The 19,977-nt window shown below is 73.4% G+C and carries 15 protein-coding genes; 4 read left to right on the top strand and 11 right to left on the bottom strand.

The features are described 5' to 3' along the window. The first annotated feature begins 246 nt into the window (after nt 1–246). A complete protein-coding gene (locus ABD363_RS12140) occupies nt 247–858 on the top strand; it encodes a hypothetical protein (RefSeq protein ID WP_344602391.1) in 612 nt (203 codons plus the stop codon). A 233-nt stretch (nt 859–1,091) separates the two neighbouring features. On the opposite strand, the gene ABD363_RS12145 is transcribed toward ABD363_RS12140, so the two are convergent. From ABD363_RS12145 to ABD363_RS12165, 5 genes are all read right to left on the bottom strand, one after another. Further along, nucleotides 1,092–1,715 carry a hypothetical protein gene (locus tag ABD363_RS12145; RefSeq protein WP_344602389.1) on the bottom strand — a complete coding sequence of 208 codons (624 nt, stop codon included), beginning with the start codon at nt 1,713–1,715 and terminating at the stop codon, nt 1,092–1,094. 68 nt (nt 1,716–1,783) lie between these two features. Beyond that, the gene (locus tag ABD363_RS12150) at nt 1,784–2,485 is read right to left on the bottom strand and encodes a ribonuclease HII (protein WP_344602387.1); all 702 of its coding nucleotides are present in this window, start codon (nt 2,483–2,485) and stop codon (nt 1,784–1,786) included. Between the two features lie 531 nt (nt 2,486–3,016). Beyond that, nucleotides 3,017–3,925 carry an ADP-ribosylglycohydrolase family protein gene (locus ABD363_RS12155; RefSeq protein ID WP_344602385.1) on the bottom strand — a complete coding sequence of 303 codons (909 nt, stop codon included), beginning with the start codon at nt 3,923–3,925 and terminating at the stop codon, nt 3,017–3,019. After that, nucleotides 3,922–4,596, bottom strand: a complete 675-nt coding sequence (locus tag ABD363_RS12160; RefSeq protein ID WP_344602383.1) for a histidine phosphatase family protein — start codon at nt 4,594–4,596, stop codon at nt 3,922–3,924. Before ABD363_RS12160 ends, ABD363_RS12155 begins: the two co-directional genes overlap by 4 nt. Nucleotides 4,597–4,715: 119 nt before the next feature. Then, a complete protein-coding gene (locus ABD363_RS12165) occupies nt 4,716–5,321 on the bottom strand; it encodes a YdbC family protein (protein WP_344602381.1) in 606 nt (201 codons plus the stop codon). A 162-nt stretch (nt 5,322–5,483) separates the two neighbouring features. Between ABD363_RS12165 and ABD363_RS12170 the strand changes: the two genes are divergently transcribed. Beyond that, nucleotides 5,484–6,017, top strand: coding sequence for a TerD family protein (locus ABD363_RS12170; protein WP_344602379.1), 534 nt, complete (start codon nt 5,484–5,486; stop codon nt 6,015–6,017). Nucleotides 6,018–6,279: 262 nt separating this feature from the next. Here ABD363_RS12170 and ABD363_RS12175 read toward each other — a convergent pair whose 3' ends face one another. Next, nucleotides 6,280–9,177, bottom strand: a complete 2,898-nt coding sequence (locus ABD363_RS12175; RefSeq protein ID WP_344602377.1) for a vitamin B12-dependent ribonucleotide reductase — start codon at nt 9,175–9,177, stop codon at nt 6,280–6,282. A 164-nt stretch (nt 9,178–9,341) separates the two neighbouring features. Further along, nucleotides 9,342–9,902: a transcriptional regulator NrdR gene (nrdR, locus tag ABD363_RS12180; protein ID WP_344602375.1), complete on the bottom strand. Its 561-nt coding sequence runs from the start codon at nt 9,900–9,902 to the stop codon at nt 9,342–9,344. A gap of 716 nt (nt 9,903–10,618) precedes the next feature. Between nrdR and lexA the strand changes: the two genes are divergently transcribed. Then, nucleotides 10,619–11,398, top strand: coding sequence for a transcriptional repressor LexA (gene lexA / locus ABD363_RS12185; RefSeq protein ID WP_344602373.1), 780 nt, complete (start codon nt 10,619–10,621; stop codon nt 11,396–11,398). 157 nt (nt 11,399–11,555) lie between these two features. Here lexA and ABD363_RS12190 read toward each other — a convergent pair whose 3' ends face one another. The 4 genes from ABD363_RS12190 to ABD363_RS12205 all read right to left on the bottom strand — a co-directional run bounded on the left by ABD363_RS12190 (nt 11,556) and on the right by ABD363_RS12205 (nt 18,194). Then, nucleotides 11,556–13,532: an ATP-dependent DNA helicase gene (locus tag ABD363_RS12190; RefSeq protein WP_344602371.1), complete on the bottom strand. Its 1,977-nt coding sequence runs from the start codon at nt 13,530–13,532 to the stop codon at nt 11,556–11,558. 148 nt (nt 13,533–13,680) lie between these two features. Then, a complete protein-coding gene (locus tag ABD363_RS12195; RefSeq protein WP_344602369.1) occupies nt 13,681–14,490 on the bottom strand; it encodes a GNAT family N-acetyltransferase in 810 nt (269 codons plus the stop codon). Nucleotides 14,491–14,601: 111 nt separating this feature from the next. Further along, the gene (locus ABD363_RS12200) at nt 14,602–16,656 is read right to left on the bottom strand and encodes an IucA/IucC family protein (RefSeq protein WP_425577975.1); all 2,055 of its coding nucleotides are present in this window, start codon (nt 16,654–16,656) and stop codon (nt 14,602–14,604) included. Nucleotides 16,657–16,856: 200 nt separating this feature from the next. Further along, complete coding sequence (locus ABD363_RS12205; RefSeq protein WP_344602367.1) at nt 16,857–18,194, bottom strand: aminotransferase class III-fold pyridoxal phosphate-dependent enzyme; 1,338 nt, start codon at nt 18,192–18,194, stop codon at nt 16,857–16,859. A 460-nt stretch (nt 18,195–18,654) separates the two neighbouring features. Between ABD363_RS12205 and ABD363_RS12210 the strand changes: the two genes are divergently transcribed. Next, nucleotides 18,655–19,878: a trypsin-like serine peptidase gene (locus ABD363_RS12210; RefSeq protein ID WP_344602365.1), complete on the top strand. Its 1,224-nt coding sequence runs from the start codon at nt 18,655–18,657 to the stop codon at nt 19,876–19,878. The last annotated feature ends 99 nt before the right edge of the window (nt 19,879–19,977 follow it).

Below are 19,977 nucleotides of genomic sequence, written 5' to 3'. Positions count from 1 at the left end.
CGACTCACGGACATGCCGGGCGTGCGGGTCCCGTGCGTCATCCGCGGACTTCCCGAGCAGGGATATAAGACGCGCATCATCCGATAACGGCAGACGGCAGCAATTGCTCGTTGCCGCAATCACGTTCGACAGGAAGAATTGAAGTCCGCTCCCCGCACGACTCGCCCATGATCCGGTAGGGCTTCGCTGCGGTGCGCCCCGGAATCCGATCCCGCCCGCAGTGGGCGCGTAGCCGAAGGGAGGAACGTGACCTTCGGATTCGCTCCGTCCTCGGCGGCATCGTTGTCGTCGTCCGCCGCTTCCGCCACCCGTGTGCTCGAACCGGCGGAGTGGGCCGCCGCCGGCATCCCGCTGCTGCGCAACCCCCGGGAAGTCGTCGGCGGGCTGCACTCCCGGCACCGGCCCAAGCCGCCGACCGTGATCGTGGCCGTGCTCGACCCCGACGAACGGCTGCGCGCCAGCGCCTCGTTCACTCCCCGCCCGGCCCCGGCCGACGGTTGGCTGTTCCGCAACGTGCTGCTCGCCCAACTGCGCCGGATCATCCCGCACGACCTGCGGCGCCGCACCCCCGTGCGCACCGCCGTGCTGCTCTGCTGCCGTGAGGGCGACGCGCGTTGGACGGAGGAGGACGGCGCGTGGATGTGGGGTCTGCGGGACGCCTGCACGCTGCACGGGTTGCGCTGCGGCGCGTACATCACGCTGACCCGGGACGGATGGCAGGTCCTCGGCGAGGGCCGCGGCGGCCGTCATCCCCACGCGGATTCTGCGCCTGAGCCGTTCGCCGTCTCCGAGGTACCGCCCCCGCCGCGCACCGGAGGGGCCGCCTCCGAGATACTGCGCCGCGTGGCGGCCCGCTGAGCGGGGTCCCGCCCACCCGCCCCCGCGGCACGTACGGGAACGCGCACGCCCCTTCCGTGCGGCGGCGCGTGCGACCCGTCCGTACGGCGGCCGGAGCGCCCGGGACGGCGGCAGCCGCCTTCGGGTCCGATCGCCTCCGCCCGCGCGGGCATGCCGAAGTCGCCACCGCGCGGATGCCGGCACGGCGGCGCCCACCCCGCTCCGGGCGTCCGGCCGGACGCGACGGCGTCGGCTCAGACCCCCGCGCCCAGCACCGAGTTGATGCGCTGCGGGTCGCCGCAGACGATCAGCAGGGAGCCGGCCCGGGTGTGGGCCAGGGCGAGGGCGGCGGCGGCAGCGGCTTCGGATCCGCCGTTGACGGCGACCACGACCACGGGGCGGGAGGCGGCACGGTCCGCGACGGCGGCGTCCGCGTAGAAGACGTCGTCGCCCGCGTCGTGCTGGGCCCAGTAGGAGTCCTCGCCGAAGGACAGTTCGTGGGCGGCCCACGGATGCGGCTCGCCGGTGGTGATCACCAGCACCTCACCGGGGGCGCGCCCCGAGTCCAGGAGCAGGTCCACGGCTTCCTCGGCGGCGTCGAGCGCGCCTTCGGCGGAGGCCGGGATCAGCTGGATCTGCGGGGTGGCCGACGCGGCGGGGGCGGTCGGGCCGGACGGTCCGGGCTTGGCCGCCTCGCGCGGCGTACGTTGCGCCGGAGGCGTGGGCCGGAGCGGGCCGGGACGGCCGGGGCGCGACGGAGCCGCGGGACGGGGACCGGGTACGGGACGGGGGGTCGGCGCGGTACGGCCGCTGGCCGGCGTGGCGCGGGGACCCTGGGCACTCTCGTGAATCTGAGGCTCCTCGGGAATGAGAGGCATGAGCTGATGTTTATCAAACGTTGGTACGGCTCGCGTCGGCGGGTGGCACATGAGTGCGAGCGGAACCGTCAGAAATCGAAGCCAAGCTGACCCTCGATGTTCGGAACGTTTCCTTCCGCCGGGTTGCGGACCTTCTTGAGGTGCCGCCACCGAGGCAGCGCATCAAGATACGCCCACGACAACCGGTGATACGGGGTGGGGCCCCGCACCTCCAGTGCGGCCTTGTGCACGGGCGACGGATACCCGGCGTTGTCCGCAAAACCGAAGTCTGCATGGTCGATACCCAGTTCGGCCATCATTTTGTCGCGCTGAACCTTGGCGATCACCGAGGCCGCCGCGACCGCCACGCAGGACCGGTCGCCCTTGACCACCGTGCGGACTTTCCAGGGCGTCCCCAGGTAGTCGTGCTTGCCGTCGAGGATCACCGCGTCGGGGCGGACCGGCAGAGCCTCCAGGGCGCGCACCGCCGCCAGCCGCAGCGCGGCGGTCATCCCCAGGTCGTCGATCTCCTCCGGGGAGGCGTGCCCCAGGGCGAACGACGTCACCCACTTCTGCAGTTCCTCCGCGAGCTCGGTGCGCCGCTTGGCGGTGAGCAGCTTGGAGTCGGTGAGTCCTTCGGGGGGCCGGCGCAGTCCGGTGACCGCCGCGCAGACGGTGACGGGGCCGGCCCACGCGCCGCGCCCCACCTCGTCGACACCGGCAATGACCTTCGCTCCGGTCGTGGCGCGAAGAGAGCGCTCGACGGTGTGAGTGGGTGGTTCGTACGGCATGGCGCCCTTAGCGTACGCCGCCCGGAACCCGGCACGACACCCCGGCTTCCCCGAGCGGCGTCACGGCCGGGACACCCCGGCCCGGGCGCCCGCCGGCCGGAGCGGCGGAGCCGCCGGATCGTCGGCCGTCTCTTCCAGATCTCGATCCGGTCATTCGCAGACGCACATCACGGAGCGGCACGCCGTCGCGACCGGAAAGACGTCGGGAGCATGCCCGTCAGTCGCGTCAGTCGCGCCGGACCGCACTTCATCTCGCGGACAAAACCAGGATGATCGCCCTCCGAAGCGTTTCGGCGATCGATTCGAAGCCCTCTGCGAGGACGACCCCACGGAAGCGCCCCGCCCGAAGGTTGTCGCATTCGTGAATCCCGGAGCGAAGAGCGGATCCGCACCGGCCTTCCGGCGCCTGAGGGAGAACGGCTCCTGCCGTCCCGTCGGCGCCGGCCCGGGCCGGCGCCGACAGCAGCGTGGCGTACCGCCCCGCCGGCCCCCGCGGCACGCCCACACCGGCACGGACCCGACCAGACCCCGCTAGGCCGGCGCCGGCACCCAGTCCGGCAACGGCTCCGTCCGCCGCACCCACTCGGCGGGCGGCGCCCCCGCCCGCCCGGCGGCCAGCACTCCGCCCACGATGGCGCAGGTGGTGTCCACGTCCCCGCCGGCCTGCGCGGTCGTCCAGAAGGCCCGCTCGTAATCGTCGAGGGCGCGCGCCGCCGACCAGAGCGCGAAGGGCACGGTGTCGTGGGCGGCCGTACGCCGCCCGCAACCCAGCACGGCCGCGACCGTGGTCGCGTCGGCGTAGTCGAGCAGGTCCCGGGCGCGGCGCAGCCCGGCGCCGACCGCGCTCCTTCCCGGCACCAGCGCGATCACCCCGTCGAGCAGCGCCTGCGCGCTCGGCGGGCCCTCGGGGGCCGCGGCCAGTGCGGCGGCCGCGGCCACGGCCATGGCACCGGCCACGGCCTCGCCGTGCTGATGGGTGGGGTACGCGGAGATCTCGGCCTGGTGGGTCGCCTGCTCGGGATCGTCCCCGTACCAGGCGCCCAGCGGTGCGATCCGCATCGCGGCGCCGTTGCCCCAGGAGCCCCGGCCGTCGAAGAGCGCGGCGGCCAGCTCCCGCCAGTCACCGCCTTCCCGGACCAGCCGCAGCAGACGGCCCACCGCGGGACCGTACCCCCGGTCGAAGTCGTGGTGCTCGGCGAAGGAGCGCGCCAGGGCGTCCTGGTCGATGCGGTGGTGGGCGGCCAGGACGGCGACCACGGAGCAGGCCATCTCCGTGTCGTCCGTCCACTGCCAGGAACCGGGCGGCAGTTCGCGGCGCTTCAGCAGCGGATGGTTCACCGGAACGAAGAACTGCGAGCCCAGCGCGTCCCCCACCGACAGTCCGCGCAGGCTGGCCAGGGCGCGGTCCAGGCGCCCGTCGAAGGAGGAGTCGGTGGTCATCGCCCGCCACTCCATCCGGTGATCCCATAGGGTTCCGGGTCCCGCCAGCGCTCGAAGGGCCGGTCGAGGGTGTACCTGCCGTCCTCCCCGAGAACGAGCATGCGGATCTCGCCGTTCCCCGGATTCGACAGCGACTCGAACTCCGCGACCGTCCAGTGGAACCACCGCATGCAGAACAGCCGCATGGCGAGGCCGTGGGTGACGATGAGGACGTTCGGCGGGTGGTCGGGGGCCTCGAAGCTGCGGAACAGGCTCTCCAGGAAGCCGCCGACCCGGTCGTAGACGTCGGCGCCGGACTCGCCCTGCGCGAAGCGGTAGAAGAAGTGGCCGTAGGCGTCCCGGTAGGCCTTCTGCAGCCGCACGTCCTCACGGTCCTGCCAGTTGCCCCAGTCCTGCTCGCGCAGCCGGGGCTCCTCCCGCACGCGTATCAGCTCGGGGTCGAGGTGGAAGGCGCGCAGCGTCTCGTGCGTGCGCCGGTAGGGGGAGACGTACACGCTGACGCGTTCACGGCCGAACAGTTCGCGCAGCCGCTTGCCCGTCTCCTCGGCCTGGCGCCGGCCGCGCTCGGTCAGGGCCAGCGCGTGGTCCGGTTCGCGCTCGTACACCGAATCGTCGACGTTTCCCGTCGATTCGCCGTGCCGGACAAGAACGATGCGCTGTGGTCGTGCCATGCCAAAACCCTAGATCGGGCCGAGGACCGCCGAGCACTCGTACGGCCCTCGTACAGCGTAGGTCACACGGTTCCCGGCACACCGGTCCGCGCAAGGGGCGGGGACGACAGGGCCGGGGATCAGACGGTCCAGGCGGGTTCCAGGTCCACGATGTCCCCCGTCAGAGCCGCGATGTCGGCCTCCGTCTGGGCCCGCAGGGCGAGCCGTTCGACGCGCTCGGTGCGGTACTTGCCGTGCTCGGCGGCGGACCGCCACATGGACAGCACCAGGAACTCGTTCCCGGGCGCCTCGCCGAACAGGCCGCGGATCATGCCGGGCGAGCCGGCCATCGCGGGGTTCCAGACCTTCTCCTGCATCAGCACGAAGTGCTCGGCCCGCTCCTCGTGCACGCGGCAGAGCGCCACCCGCAGCAGGTCGGCGTCCGTGAACCGCGGTTCGAAGCCGGTCTTCACGTCGAAGCGGTGGTCGAAGAGCCTGACCTGGGCGTCCTTGAAGGTACCCGACTGGGACGCGGCGAGCCGGTCGTGGGAGCGCGCCATGAAGGAGTCGTAGAAGGCGCGGCTCTCCCAGAAGGCGAAGACGTGCGCCACCTCCGGCCGCGCCCTGCTCCACCCGCCGCCCTGTCCGCGAAAACCCGGCTCCCCCAGAAGCCCCGCCCATTTCCGCTGCCCCCGCTCGAAGCCGCGGCGGTCCACCACGGTGCAGCGAATCCACTTGACCAGCACCGCGCCATGGTAAGGCCACGGGGCGTGGCGCCGGTCACGCTCGGACGGACGACTGCCCCGCACCCGCCCCCCGCGCGTGGCAGGATGGACAACCGGCCGTGACCGTCCGGCAGTTGGGGTGGACGGGCGGAACGGTGACCGGGGAAGGGGAAGGGGAAGTCTGTGAACGGCCTCAACAAGGGGATCCACAAGGTCGAGATCGCACTGCGGTGGGACCCGAATCCGGCGGGGCAGCCGCCCGCCGATCTCGACATCGTCGCCGCGACGTACCCGGCGAGTGACCCGTACGGCGATCCCGCCTACGTGGTGCACTTCGACAGCCGCTCCCCCGACGGCACCATCTATCTCAACCGGGACAGCCGGGACGGCAAGGGCTTCGGCTACGACGAGGTCATGACGCTGGAGCTGGACCGGCTGGACCCCCGCTACGCGCGCGTGGTGGCCGGCGTCGTCATCCAGCAGCGCCCGGCGGAGCGGACGTTCGTCAGTGTGATCAACCCGGGGCTGCGCATCCGCGAGGGCTACACGGTCCTGGCGGAGGACGACTTCGGCGGCGTCCTCGGGGCGACGGCGGCGACGGTCGCGGAGTTCGTCCGGGACGGCTCCGGCGTGTGGGACTTCCACCCCGGCGTGCACGGCTTCGACGGCGACCCCACGACGTTCACGAGGACGATGGGAGCCGTGCGCCGCTCCTGAGCCGCCGAGCGCCGCGACCGCGCACGGCCCGCGTGGGGCAGGTCGCGGAGCAGGGAGGGCGCCAGTCCGGGACCGGCGCCCTCCGCCGTGCGGGGAGGGCTCCCGGCGCCGGCGTGGCCGAGGCGCGCGGCGCGGCGGACGGCCACGCGGACGCCGTGGAACCCGGCGGCCGGCTCACGCGGCGAGCCGCCCGGGGCGGTGGCACCGGTGAACCGGCACCACCGCCCCGGGCGGGAGGTTCCCGCCCTCCTGGGGCGCGGGATCAGCTGCAGCCGCTGGTCGAGCCGCAGCCCTCGCAGATGTAGCAGGAGCCGGCGCGCTGCATCTTCGTACCGCAGGAGAAGCACAGCGGGGCGTCGGCCTGGATGCCGAGCTGCATCTCCACCAGTTCGGCGCTGGTGTGGGCCTGCTTCGGAGCGGGCTTGACCGCCTCGGTCTCGGCCTTCGGCGTGGCGACCGCCTTCAGTTCCTGGGCGCGCGGCGCCGACTGGGCCAGACCCTCGACGTCGACCTCGTCGTCCTCGATGACCTGCTCGTACGAACCCGTCTCCAGGTGACGCTGGCGCTCCTCGGCGGAGTGGATGCCGAGCGCGGAGCGCGTCTCGAAGGGCAGGAAGTCCAGCGCCAGGCGGCGGAAGATGTAGTCGACGATCGACTGCGCCATCCGCACGTCCGGGTCGTCGGTCATGCCGGCCGGCTCGAAGCGCATGTTGGTGAACTTCGAGACGTACGTCTCCAGCGGAACGCCGTACTGGAGGCCGACCGAGACCGCGATGGAGAAGGCGTCCATCATGCCCGCGAGGGTCGAGCCCTGCTTGGACATCTTCAGGAAGACCTCGCCGAGACCGTCGTCCGGGTAGGAGTTGGCGGTCATGTAACCCTCGGCGCCGCCGACGGTGAACGACGTGGTGATGCCGGGACGTCCCTTCGGGAGGCGCTTGCGGACCGGGCGGTACTCGACGACCTTCTCGACCTTGGGCTGCGGTTCCTGGGCGGCCTCGGTCTTCTTCTCGCCCGCGGAGTCCTTCTTCTTGGCGGAGAGCGGCTGGCCGACCTTGCAGTTGTCGCGGTAGATGGCGAGCGCCTTGACGCCCATCTTCCAGGCCTCGAAGTAGATCTCCTCGACCTCCTCGACGGTCGCCGTCTCCGGCATGTTGACCGTCTTGGAGATGGCGCCGGAGATCCACGGCTGGATCGCGGCCATCATGCGGACGTGGCCCATCGGGGAGATGGCCCGCTCGCCCATGGCGCAGTCGAACACCTCGTAGTGCTCGTGCTTGAGGCCGGGGGCGTCGATCACGTTGCCGTGCTCGGCGATGTGGGCGACGATCGCCTCGATCTGCTCCTCCTGGTAGCCCAGGCGGCGCAGGGCCTGCGGGACGGTGCCGTTGACGATCTGCATCGAGCCGCCGCCGACCAGCTTCTTGAACTTCACCAGCGCGAGGTCGGGCTCGACACCGGTGGTGTCGCAGCCCATGGCGAGGCCGATGGTGCCGGTCGGGGCGAGCACGGACGCCTGGGAGTTGCGGAAACCGTTCCGCTCGCCGAGGCTCAGCACGTCCTGCCAGGCCTCGGTGGCGGCGGCCCACACCGGGGTGTCCAGGTCGTCCATGCGGACGGCTGCGCTGTTGGCGTCGGCGTGCTGCTTCATGACGCGCTTGTGGGCGTCGGCGTTGCGGGCGTAGCCGTCGTACGGGCCCACGATCGCGGCGAGTTCCGCGGAGCGGCGGTAGGCCGTGCCGGTCATCAGGGAGGTGATGGCGCCGGCGAGGGCGCGGCCGCCGTCGGAGTCGTAGGCGTGGCCGGTGGCCATCAGCAGGGCGCCGAGGTTGGCGTAGCCGATGCCGAGCTGGCGGAACGCGCGCGTGTTCTCGCCGATCTTCTGGGTCGGGAAGTCCGCGAAGCAGATCGAGATGTCCATCGCGGTGATGACCAGCTCGACGACCTTCTGGAAGCGCTCGGTCTCGAAGGACTGGTTGCCCTTGCCGTCGTCCTGCAGGAACTTCATCAGGTTCAGCGAGGCCAGGTTGCAGGACGTGTTGTCCAGGTGCATGTACTCGCTGCACGGGTTCGACGCGGTGATCCGGCCGGACTCGGGGCAGGTGTGCCAGTTGTTGATGGTGTCGTCGTACTGGATGCCGGGGTCGGCGCAGGCCCAGGCGGCCTCGGCGATCTTGCGGAACAGCTGCTTGGCGTCGACCTCCTCGATGACCTCGCCGGTCATGCGGGCGCGCAGGCCGAACTTGCCGCCGTTCTCGACCGCCTTCATGAACTCGTCGTTCACGCGGACCGAGTTGTTGGCGTTCTGGTACTGGACGGAGGTGATGTCGTCCCCGCCCAGGTCCATGTCGAAGCCGGCGTCGCGCAGGACGCGGATCTTCTCCTCTTCCTTGACCTTGGTCTCGATGAAGTCCTCGATGTCCGGGTGGTCCACGTCGAGGACGACCATCTTGGCGGCGCGGCGGGTGGCGCCACCGGACTTGATCGTGCCGGCGGAGGCGTCCGCGCCGCGCATGAAGGAGACCGGGCCGGAGGCGTTGCCGCCGGAGGACAGCAGCTCCTTGGAGGAGCGGATCCGGGAGAGGTTCAGGCCGGCGCCGGAGCCGCCCTTGAAGATCATGCCCTCTTCCTTGTACCAGTCGAGGATCGACTCCATGGAGTCGTCGACGGACAGGATGAAGCAGGCGGAGACCTGCTGGGGCTGGGCCGTGCCGACGTTGAACCAGACGGGGCTGTTGAAGCTGAAGATCTGGTGCAGTAGGGCGTACGCCAGCTCGTGCTCGAAGATCTCGGCGTCGGCGGGCGAGGCGAAGTACTTGTGGTCCTCACCGGCCTTCCGGTACGTCTTCACGATGCGGTCGATCAGCTGCTTGAGGCTGGTCTCGCGCTGCGGGGTGCCCACGGCACCGCGGAAGTACTTGCTGGTGACGATGTTGACCGAGTTCACCGACCAGAAGTCGGGGAATTCCACGCCGCGCTGCTCGAAGTTGACCGAGCCGTCGCGCCAGTTGGTCATGACGACGTCACGGCGCTCCCAGGTCACCTCGTCATAGGGGTGGACCCCGGGGGTGGTGTGGATGCGCTCGACACGCAGCCCCTTGCCCGCCTTGGCGCTCTTGGCGCGGGAACTCCGTGCCGGACCGCTCGCCGTCTCTGTCATGCCGCCTCCCTGATACGGGCAAAAACGCCCTGAAGTGCCCCGTTTGTTCCCGTGGCACGTGTTCTGTCTGATGTCGCGGGCGTCCACTCGCATCGCCCGCGACAGGTCTTCTCGTCGCCGCCGACCGGCCGGTCCCGTACCGTCGTCCGGGGCCGGCCCTCCGGTCAGTCGGCGGCGGCTGCGGGTTCGGGGACCTGCGCGGTCCCTCCGGGCCCGCGGTCGCCCTCCCGGCTCCCCGCACCCGTTTCCCCGCGGTCGCCTTCGTCCGCGCCGGTGCGTCCCGTCTGCTCCCTGAGTTCCGCGATGGCGGCCTCGAAGTCCTCGAGCGAGTCGAACGCCCGATAGACGGAGGCGAATCGCAGATAGGCGACGAGGTCGAGCTCCTGCAACGGGCCGAGGATGGCCAGCCCCACGTCATGGGTGGTCAGCTCGGCGCTTCCGGTGGCCCGCACCGCCTCCTCGACCCGCTGGCCCAGCTGGGCCAGCGCGTCCTCGGTGACGGGCCGCCCCTGGCATGCCTTGCGCACACCGTTGATGATCTTGGTGCGGCTGAAGGGTTCGGTGACCCCGGACCGCTTGATCACCATCAGCGAGCACGTCTCCACGGTCGTGAAACGACGGGAGCAGTCAGGGCACTGGCGGCGCCTGCGGATCGACGTGCCGTCGTCGGTCGTACGACTGTCGACGACACGGCTGTCGGGGTGCCTGCAGAAGGGACAGTGCACGGACTCCAACCCTCCTCACAGCAGACTCAATAGCCTCGTCGGCCTCACGGGCCCCTCGAAGCAGCCCTAAGCATAGGCGATCACCGAGGGCCCGAAGACCGGGGGGACCACAACTTGTGGGCCACTGCTGCAATCCAACCACTAGATGTGGGGATTGGCTCACACATACACGCCGTACCGCATGTCACGCTTGAAAAGACGCGGACCGCGCGTTCCACGGCGCCGCGCCGGACACGACCGGCCCCGCACGCCCCACCGGGCACGGCCGCACACCGCGCGTTCCACGGCCCCTCGCCGGACACGGCCACGCTCCACGGATCCCGCGCGCCCCAGGGCGCCGCGCCGGACACAGCCGCGCCTCGCGTACCCCGCGGCGCCGCGCCGGACACGGCCGTACGCGGCCGCGTCGCTGCGGCACATGCGGAGATACCGTGGGCGCCGCACGGAGGGCGGGTGCGGCTCCCGTACAGACGGGAGTCGATACCCGCCGACGGGAAGGACGGGTGGCAGACTGGGCGGCGACCCACGAGGCGGCGACCCCGGCGGTGAAGAGTACAACAATGGGCTCTTTCGCCCGCTGGGAAGAGCGGTGGCCATACACCTGGAAATGTGATCGCGTCAGTTAATCCGCGCTTTTTCACTCGAACGTGTGTTTGGCGCAACCTTTCGAAAGCAACTACCGTTGTCCAGCAGGGAGACCATCGAGAGGGGCCGACGTGACCACCACCGCAGACAGCGCCGCCATCACCGCCCAGGACCGCTCCCAGGGCCGAATCGAGCCGGTGCACGCGATGAACGAAGCCACGAACCCAGAGGGACACAAGCGCTCCCTGCCGGGCCGCCCCCCAGGCATCCGGGCGGACAGCTCGGGACTCACCGACCGGCAGCGCCGGGTGATCGAGGTCATCCGGGACTCCGTGCAGCGCCGCGGCTACCCGCCGTCGATGCGGGAGATCGGCCAGGCGGTCGGCCTCTCCAGCACCTCCTCCGTCGCACACCAGCTGATGGCACTGGAGCGGAAGGGCTTCCTGCGCCGCGACCCGCACCGCCCGCGCGCGTACGAGGTGCGCGGCTCCGACCAGGCCACCCCCGTCCAGCCCACCGACACCGCGGGCAAGCCCGCCGCGTCGTACGTCCCGCTCGTCGGCCGGATCGCCGCCGGCGGGCCCATCCTCGCCGAGGAATCGGTCGAGGACGTCTTCCCGCTCCCCCGCCAGCTGGTCGGCGACGGTGAGCTGTTCGTCCTGAAGGTCGTCGGCGACTCGATGATCGAGGCCGCCATCTGCGACGGCGACTGGGTCACGGTCCGCCGCCAGCCGGTCGCCGAGAACGGCGACATCGTCGCCGCGATGCTCGACGGCGAGGCCACCGTCAAGCGCTTCAAGCGCGAGGACGGCCACGTCTGGCTCCTCCCGCACAACTCGGCGTACGAGCCGATCCCCGGCGACGACGCGACCATCCTCGGCAAGGTGGTGGCCGTACTGCGCCGCGTCTGAGCACACCGACGGACGGGTTGCCGCGCGGATCCGCCGTCTCCTGACCGGGCCCCGGGACCTCTGCGCCGGTTCCGGGGCCCTGTGCTGTCCCGCCCCGGTGACGGGCGGGTGTGAACCGGGGGTGGCCTGCCGCGAAGCCGCGGCAGGCCACCCCCGATCACGCGCTCTCCGCCTGCTTCGCGGCCGCGTCGATCGCGGCGAGCGACTTCCGGACCTGATTACGGTCCGTGGTGTACCAGAAGTCGGGCAGTGACGCCTTGAGATAACTGCCGTACCGGGCCGTGGCCAGCCTCGGATCGAGTACGGCGACCACCCCGCGGTCGCCCGACGCCCGCACCAGACGGCCGGCGCCCTGAGCCATCAGCAGCGCGGCATGCGTGGCGGCGACCGCCATGAAGCCGTTGCCGCCGGCCTCCTCCACCGCCTTCTGGCGGGCGCTCATCAGCGGATCGTCCGGACGCGGGAACGGAATCTTGTCCATCACCACCAGCTGGCAGCTGGGGCCGGGGACGTCGACGCCCTGCCAGAGCGAGAGCGTGCCGAAGAGGCAGGTCTCCGGATCGGCCGCAAAGTTCTTGATCAGCTCCCCCAGGGTCTCCTCGCCCTGGAGCAGGATGGGGAACTCCGGGATGCGGGAGCGCAGCTCCTCGGCGGCCAGCTGGGCCGCCCGCATGGAGGAGAACAGCCCCAGGGTGCGACCGCCGGCCGCCTGGATCAGCTCCGTCAGCTCGTCGAGCATGTCGGCGCGGTCGCCGTCCCGGGCGGGGCGCGCCAGGTGCTTGGCGACGTACAGGATCCCCTGCCTGGGGTAGTCGAAGGGCGAGCCGACGTCGACGCCCCTCCACTGCGGGACGTCGTCGCCCTCCGTGCCCTCGGGAGCGAGCCCCAGGGAGGCGCCGACGCCGTTGAAGTCGCCGCCGAGCTTCAGGGTCGCCGAGGTCAGGATGACCGAACGGTCCGCGAAGAGCTTCTCCCTGAGCAGGCCCGACACCGACATCGGGGCGACACGCAGGGAGGCGCCGAAGCGGTCGTGCCGCTCGTACCAGACGACGTCCCACTCGGAGCCGTTGACGATCCGCTCTGCCACGTCGTGCACGTTCTCCACGGAGGCCAGCGCCTGCTTGCGGACCGCGTCCTCGTCCTGGACCGACTTGTCGCGCGTCGCGCCGATCGCCGAGACGACCGTGCGGCAGGCGTCGCGCAGCGCCATGAGCGCGTAGCCGAGATCCTCCGGGATCTCCTCCAGACGGCCCGGCAGCGCCAGCTCCATCAGCCGCTCGAACCCCTCGGCGGCGGTCTGGAGCTGGTCGGCGGCCTTCTCGCCGACCAGCTTGGCGGCGCGGCGCACCGCGCGGTTGACCTGCCCCGGGGTGAGCTCGCCGGTGGCGACCCCGGTGACGCGGGAGACCAGTTCGTGCGCCTCGTCGACGATCAGCACCTCGTGCTGCGGGAGCACCGGGGCGCCCTCGATGGCGTCGATCGCGAGCAGCGCGTGGTTGGTGACGACCACATCGGCGAGCTTGGCCTGCTCACGGGCCATCTCGGCGAAGCACTCCGCGCCGTACGCGCACTTCGAGGCGCCCAGGCACTCCCGGGAGGACACCGACACCTGGGCCCAGGCGCGGTCCGAGACGCCGGGCGTGAGATCGTCCCGGTCGCCGCTCTCGGTCTCGTCCGCCCAGTCGCGCAGCCGCAGCAGGTCCTGGCCCAGCTTGCTGGTGGGGGCGGCCGCCTCGAACTGGTCGAAGAGCCCCTCCTCCTCGTCCTGCGGGACGCCCTCGTGGAGCCGGTGCAGGCACAGGTAGTTCGACCGGCCCTTGAGCATCGCGAACTCCGGGCGGCGGCGCAGCAGCGGATGCAGCGCCTCGACCGTGCGCGGCAGGTCCCGCTCCACGAGCTGGCGCTGCAGCGCCAGGGTGGCGGTCGCCACGACGACCCGCTCCCCGTGCGCGAGCGCGGGCACCAGATAGCCCAGCGACTTGCCGGTGCCGGTACCCGCCTGGACCAGCAGATGCGAACCGTCGTCGATCGCCTCCGCGACGGCTTCGGCCATGGCCACCTGGCCGGGACGCTCCGTGCCGCCGACGGCGGCGACGGCGGCGTGCAGGAGTTCTGGGAGTGAGGGCTTCGTCATAGCGCGACCACCCTACGGCCCGGCACTGACAAACGGGTGATCAAGGCGGGGACGAAGGAGGGGATCAAGACCGTGGGCTCCTTGGCGGAGAGGGGGGCGAACAGCGGGCGGTGAGCCCGGAGGGGACGGATGGCGCCGCGACGCGGCGCTACGGCAGACCGCGCGGGGACCGGTCCCGGACCATGAGGGCGGCCCGCTTGGCGGGCAGATCGACCTCGGCGGAGAACCGGAAGCCGGCGCTCAGGAAGGCGGCGACGGAGGGGATGTTGCGGAGGTCGGGTTCCGCGACGACGCGGGCGCAGGGGCGCCGCCTGTCCAGCACGAGGTCGGCGACGGCCCTGAGCAGGGTGCCGCCCAGCCCTCGCGCACGGTCGGCGGCCTGCCCGATGAGGAGGTGGATCCCGGTGTCGTGCGGCCGGGCGGGATAGTGCCGGGCCAGCGGATCGAGGTCGGCCCGGTAGATCTCCCAGTAGCTCATCGGCCTGCCGTCCAGCACGCCCACGCAGGGAACGCTGCGGCCGTCGCCGTCGAGCTGGGCCCGCACGTGCTGTTCGATCACGTTCCGTGGTGCGGCCAGCTCCCAGAACGCGGCGACGGCGGGGTCGTGCATCCAGCGGCCGATGAGCGGGAGGTCCCGTTCGACGCGGACGGGGACGAGGTGGAACAGGCCTGCGGCGGTGCCGACCGGGCCCCAGTCGGCGACGTGGTCGAGCAGGTCGCCGCCGGCCGGGGACGCGAGGGGCGCGGCGGGCACCGCCGGTCCGTGCGGGACACGCGGTGCTCCGGGACCGGCGTCCGCCTCCCGCTGTGCGCACAGCGCGCCGAGTCCGTCGGGCAGCCGCAGGTCCAGCGTGTCCTCGCCGTCCGTGCCGGTGCCGGTCCCGCCGGTGCCCGGGCTCGTGCCGGTGCCGGCGGTCGGGGCCGGACCGGCGTCGGCGGTCGCGTCGGTGGGGGGCACGGCGGCGCTCCTCTCGGGAGTCGGGACGGGGTCCTCGGGGACGGGGTCCTCGGGGTCGGGGGCGGCGCGGGAGGGGGTTCCTCGTGGCCGGAGGCGGAACGTGCGCGGGGGTCAGGGGTGCAGGGGGTTGGCGACGGTGACGTAGACGGACTGGGTGCCGACCGGGCCGACGAGTTCGTCGAGGCCGTGCAGCCGGGTCAGCAGGTTGGCCTTGCAGCGCAGGACGGGTGAGTCGAGCAGGCGGGCGGGCAGCGGGGTGCGCAGCGCGGCCGGGCCGGAGGCGGCGCCGGCGAGGAAGCGCCGGAAGGCGGCGAGGAGCAGCCGCTCGTCGGCGAGGCGCTGGGAGCCGAAGGCGCCGATGAGGCCGAACACGTTGTTGACGGCGAGGTAGTACGCGAACCGTTCGTCGGCGACCTCGTCGGGGACGAAGGTGTCGCTGCGTCCGCCGATGCCGGGCAGCCGGGCGTCGAGTTCCGCCCGCCGGGACTCACGGAAGTAGTAGCCCTGGTTGTCGCGGTAGCGGCCGCCCGCGGGCCAGCCGGCGGCGTCCAGCAGGACCAGCGTGTTCTGCTGGTGCGCCTCCAGGGCGACGCCGGCCTCCGCGTCCAGCCACAGCACGGGCCGTACGACCTGCTCCAGGTAGCGCAGGAACCATTCGACGGCGACGGCCCCGCGGGGGCGTCCGGTCCGCTCGGCGAGGTGCGTGAGGAGTTCGGCGAGGCGGGAGGGCGGGGCCGGCGGACCGTACTCCTCCGGCCGGGCCGCCGGCGCACCGGGCAGGGCGGGGGGCGCGGTGCCGGGCCGGGGCGCGACGAGTCCGGCGACGCAGGAGACGTCGTCCGAGGGGCTGAAGGGATTGTGCCGGATCAGCACGTCGAGTCCGGGCACGGGTGCGCCGTCCGGCCCGTCGACGGCGAGCCAGGCGGGGTCGCGGACGATGTCGAAGCCCGGGTGTGCGGCCCTCCACCGCAGGGACAGGCCGCTGCGCAGCAGGCGGTGGACCTCGACGCCGCGGTGGAGTTCCTTGCGGAGGTTCTCGCGGCGGGAGTTGGTGATGCACAGCCCGAGCGACAGCTTGAGCATGGCGGGCGCGCCGGGGCGGTGGACGGTCCGCACCGAGGAGGTGGGGTGCCAGAGGCCGCCGTGGGCGCCGAGGTCCCGGAGCAGTCCGGCCTCCAGCAGGGCCGCGGTCCCGGCCCGGTGGCGCACCTCGCGCAGCTGCCAGGGGTGCAGGGGCAGGGCCGCGTACCCGTCCGGCAGCCCGAGCCCGTCTCCGGCGAGGCGTGCGGTGAGCCGGGCCGCGGCGACGCGACGGCCGCGCTCGGTCCAGGCGGAGTCGGTGGCGAGCACGCGGGGGGAGACCGCCAGCCAGTGGAGCGGGAAGGAGCCGCGCAGCTCGGGTGAGTACGGCCGTGCTTCGGCCTCGGAGAGCCCCTCGCGGCTCTTGGGCGCCGGATGCAGCGGGTGTCCGAGCAGCAGGGCTTGTTCGGCGGTGAGGAAGAGGTCGCGGGGGCCGAGGGGGCGTTCCCGGCGGTCGCCGATGAAGGTGGCGGTCCGGCGGACGGAGTCGGCGACACGGGCGACGAGTCCGGCGCCGTCGCCGGGGGCGAAGGCCGTGGGGGGCGCCGTGGGGCGGTGGGGGCCGGGGCTCGCGCCGGGGGCGCCGGCCCTGTCCCGGGCGCCGGGCGCGCCCGTGTCGGGAGCCGGGTCCGCGGCGCCGGGCGCGGGCCGGCCGCCGGGGGTCTCCCTGGCGAGCAGGGCGGCGACCGTGACCGCGTCGGCCGGCGGGGCCGGTTCGGGGGCGCCGGCCAGGTACGGCAGGCCGAAGCGGTGCCAGCCCGTCGGGGACCAGTAGTGGACCGGCACGAGCAGGGCCGTGCCGCTGGCGGGCAGGGGGATGCGCAGGAGACCGTCGCCGGGCGCGCGCAGGCCGGTCTCGCGCACCCAGCAGCGCAGCAGGTTCTCCACGCCGGCGGCCTGGGCGGCGATGTGGGGGTCGGGGTGTTCCAGGAGGTCGGCGGGGGCGCCGGGCGGCCGTGCGGCGGCCCGTCCCCCGCTCTGCTGACGCGGGACCGCCGCGGCCGCGGGCGGGCGCGGCGCCCGGGGGGAGCCGGGGGCCCGCGTCCCCGGGAGGGCGAGGTCGTGGGGTGGGGGGAGGTCGTTCACGGGAGCTCCTGGGTTCCTGGTGGGTGGTGCCGGGCGGCTCGTGCCGAGGGCGGTGGGGGCGCGCCCGGGGCGTGCGGCGACCGGCCGCCCGGGGAGCTGTCCGCCGGCGGCGCGGCCGGAGGACGCCGGCCCGGCCCGGGCGGCAGGCGGGGGTCCTTCCGGCGCACGCCTCCGCCCGGCCGCCCCGCCGCCGCGCCCGTTCAGCGCCTTCGCCGCGCCGGCCGGGTCCGCCGGCGCGGCTCGGCATGTCCGGTGCGGGCGCGGGTCACCGTCCGTACCGCGTCGGCCAGCCGGTCGAGAACCGCGGCCGCCTGCTCGTCGGTGATCGTCAGAGGCGGAAGCAGACGTACGACGTTCGTGTGGCGGCCGCCGAGTCCCACGATCAGGCCGCGCCGCAGGCACTCCCGCCGGACGGCGGCCGCCGGCCGCCCACCGGCAGCCGCACCCGCGTCCCCGCCGGCGCCCGCGTCGCGCCCTTCCGGATCCACCACCTCGACGCCGATCATCAGACCCCGCCCGCGCACCTCGCCGAGGCAGGCGGACTCCTCCGCGAGCTCCCGGAGCCGGCCCATCAGACGTGCGCCCAGTTCGGCCGCCCGGTCCGCGAGCCGGTTCTCGCGGATGTGGGCGAGGGTCGCCGTGCCGGCGGCCATGGCGAGCTGGTTGCCGCGGAAGGCGTCGGCGGGAGCGCCGGGTTCGGGCGGGCCCAGGTCGTCGCGGTGGACCACGACGCCCAGCGGCAGGCTGCCGCCGACGGCCCGGGCGAGCACCATCACGTCGGGGACGACACCGCTGTGCTCCACCGCCCAGAAGGCCCCGGTCCGTCCGGCTCCCGTCCGGGTCTCGTCGGCGATCAGCGCGACCGGCCGGTCCGCCGTGAGCCGGCGCACGCGTCGCAGCCACGCCTCGGGCACCGGAACGGTCCCGTCCTCGCATCGGACCGGTTCGAGGACCACTCCGGCGGGCATCCGCCGCGCGCGGTCCCGCACGGTCGCCCCGGCCGCCTCCGGTGCCTCGGGTCCCTCGCACGGTCCCGGCGCCCCGGCCGCCCCGGGGAACCGCTCCGCGCCGGCGCCGCCGAACCCGAGCACGTCGGTCCGCCCGGTCGCGGCCCGGACGAGCCCGACGGCGGTGGCCATCGCCTCCGCACCGGTCGGGCCGCAGAACCGCACGCGCGCGCGGTCCGCGAGTCCGGGCGGGAGGGTGCGGAGCAGTTCGGCGACGAAGGCGTCCCTGACGGGGGTCGCCAGACCGGGGGCGTGCAGCGGGGCGCCCGAGTCGAGGACCTTGCGGATCGCCTCCAGCACGGCGGGGTGGTTGTGCCCGAGGGCGAGCGTCCCGTCGCCCGACAGGCAGTCGAGGTAGCGGCGGCCGTCCGCGCCCTCGATGGTGAGGCCCCGCGCCCGGACCGGCACGACCGGCAGGGCGCCCGCGTAGGTGCGGGCCGCCGGCTCGCGCGCCGGCTGCCGCCGCGGGAGTCCCTCCCGTGCGCCGTGCCCGCGGCACGCCCCCGCCGGCGCCGCCCCGGCGGCCCCCACGGACGTGCCGGTTCTCCCGGACGCGCCTGTCCCGGTCCCCTCGGACGCGCGCTCCCCACGCGCAAACGCAGACTCGGCCACGGTTCCCAGATCCTCCCGTCGTCCACGGGCGAGTCGACGGCTCGCATCGCCACGGGCACGGGGCCGCCCGCGGACAGCGGGCCCCGCCGCTACCAACCCCGGACGGTCCCCCGGGTTACGGCCTGGTCCGCAATCCCCGCCGTGGGGACGTCCCGCGGCCGCCGACGGGATCGGGGGCGGAAGGGCACCGGTCGGCTGATCCGCGGACGACGGCCAGGTCAGACGGCTTGTAGCCGAACCGTTGCGGTTCCTTCGGAACTCCCCCACCGCGAACGCATAGGGTGTGATGCCGTTCCACGACGCCGCCCGGCCGGGCCGGACCCGGCCGGAGATCACGGCACCGGCGTCCTGTACGTCCACATCAGGGGGAGTCACCACCATGCGATCCATACGGCCGTCGTCCACCGTTCGCCGGCGCGGGGGCGGGCGCCGCGCCGTCCTCCCCGGGCCGGCCGCCGTCGCGCTCGCCTCGGTGCTCGCGCTCACCGCCACCGCCTGCGACCCGGGCGGCGCCGAGGCGGGCGGCGACGCGTCGGCCTCCGCGTCGGCCGCCGGCGACGGCAGGATCAGGATCCCGGACCACCTCAGGGACAAGCTCAAGGAGCACGGGATCGACCTCGGCCAGTGGGAGAACGGCGCCTGGCGGAACTGGGACCGGGACGACTGGCTGCGCGAGGCCCAGGACTTCGTCAACCCGATCATCGAGGACCTGTGGGACCCGGACCGGATGCGCAAGGCCGAGGAGCCCGACACGGGCGTCGTCGACGGCGACCTCTCCGGCGACCGGGGCGTCACCGACCCCACGCCCCGGCCCGTGGAGGCGGTGGCCGTACCGCCCGCGTACCACGCCAACGCCGCCACCGCCGGAAAGGTGTTCTTCGACTCCCCCGAGGGCACGATGGTCTGCTCGGCGACGGTGGTGCAGGACCCGGCCCACCCCGGCAAGTCCAACCTGGTCTGGACGGCGGGCCACTGCGTGCACGCCGGGAAGAAGGGCGGCTGGTACCGCAACATCGCGTTCGTGCCGTCGTACAACGACGCGGGCAGGTCGGCCGGGGAACTGCAGAACGCCGCCGAGGAGGAGGTCGCTCCCTACGGTGTCTGGTGGGGCGACTGGGCGCAGACCTCGGACCAGTGGATCGAACAGGGCGGCGCGACGGGCGGTGACGGCGCCTCGTACGACTTCGCCGTCATCCATGTGACGCCGGAGAAGGGCAGCGGCGGCAAGTCGCTGGAGGAGACGGTCGGCTCGGCGCTGCCGGTGGACTTCGACGCGCCGGCCGTGCCGGAGACGCGGAGCGTCACGGCGATCGGCTACCCGGCCGCGCCGCCGTACGACGGGCAGAAGCTGTACCGGTGCCAGGACAGGCCGGGCCGGCTGTCGCTCAGCGCCTCCGACCCGACGATGTACCGCATCGGCTGCACGATGACCGCCGGTTCGTCCGGCGGCGGCTGGATCGGGACGGGCTCCGACGGCGAGCCGGCGCTGGTGTCCAACACCTCGATCGGCCCGGTGACGTCGGGCTGGCTGGCCGGCCCGCGGCTGGGCGCGGAGGCCAGGGACGTGTACGACGCGGTGAGCGAGAAGTTCGCCGGCCAGTGAGGGAGCGGCGGCGGCCGGCCGCGGGGGGTGGGCGGCGGGACCGGGCTCGTGCCGGCCGCCGCGGCCGGCCGCCGGCGGTGCCCGGCCCGCGCCCCGGCC

Source organism: Streptomyces glaucus (assembly GCF_039533365.1).
Lineage (GTDB): Bacteria > Actinomycetota > Actinomycetes > Streptomycetales > Streptomycetaceae > Streptomyces > Streptomyces glaucus.
The sequence above is the reverse complement of the archived record's forward strand: the minus strand, read 5'-3'. Positions and strand labels throughout refer to the sequence as shown.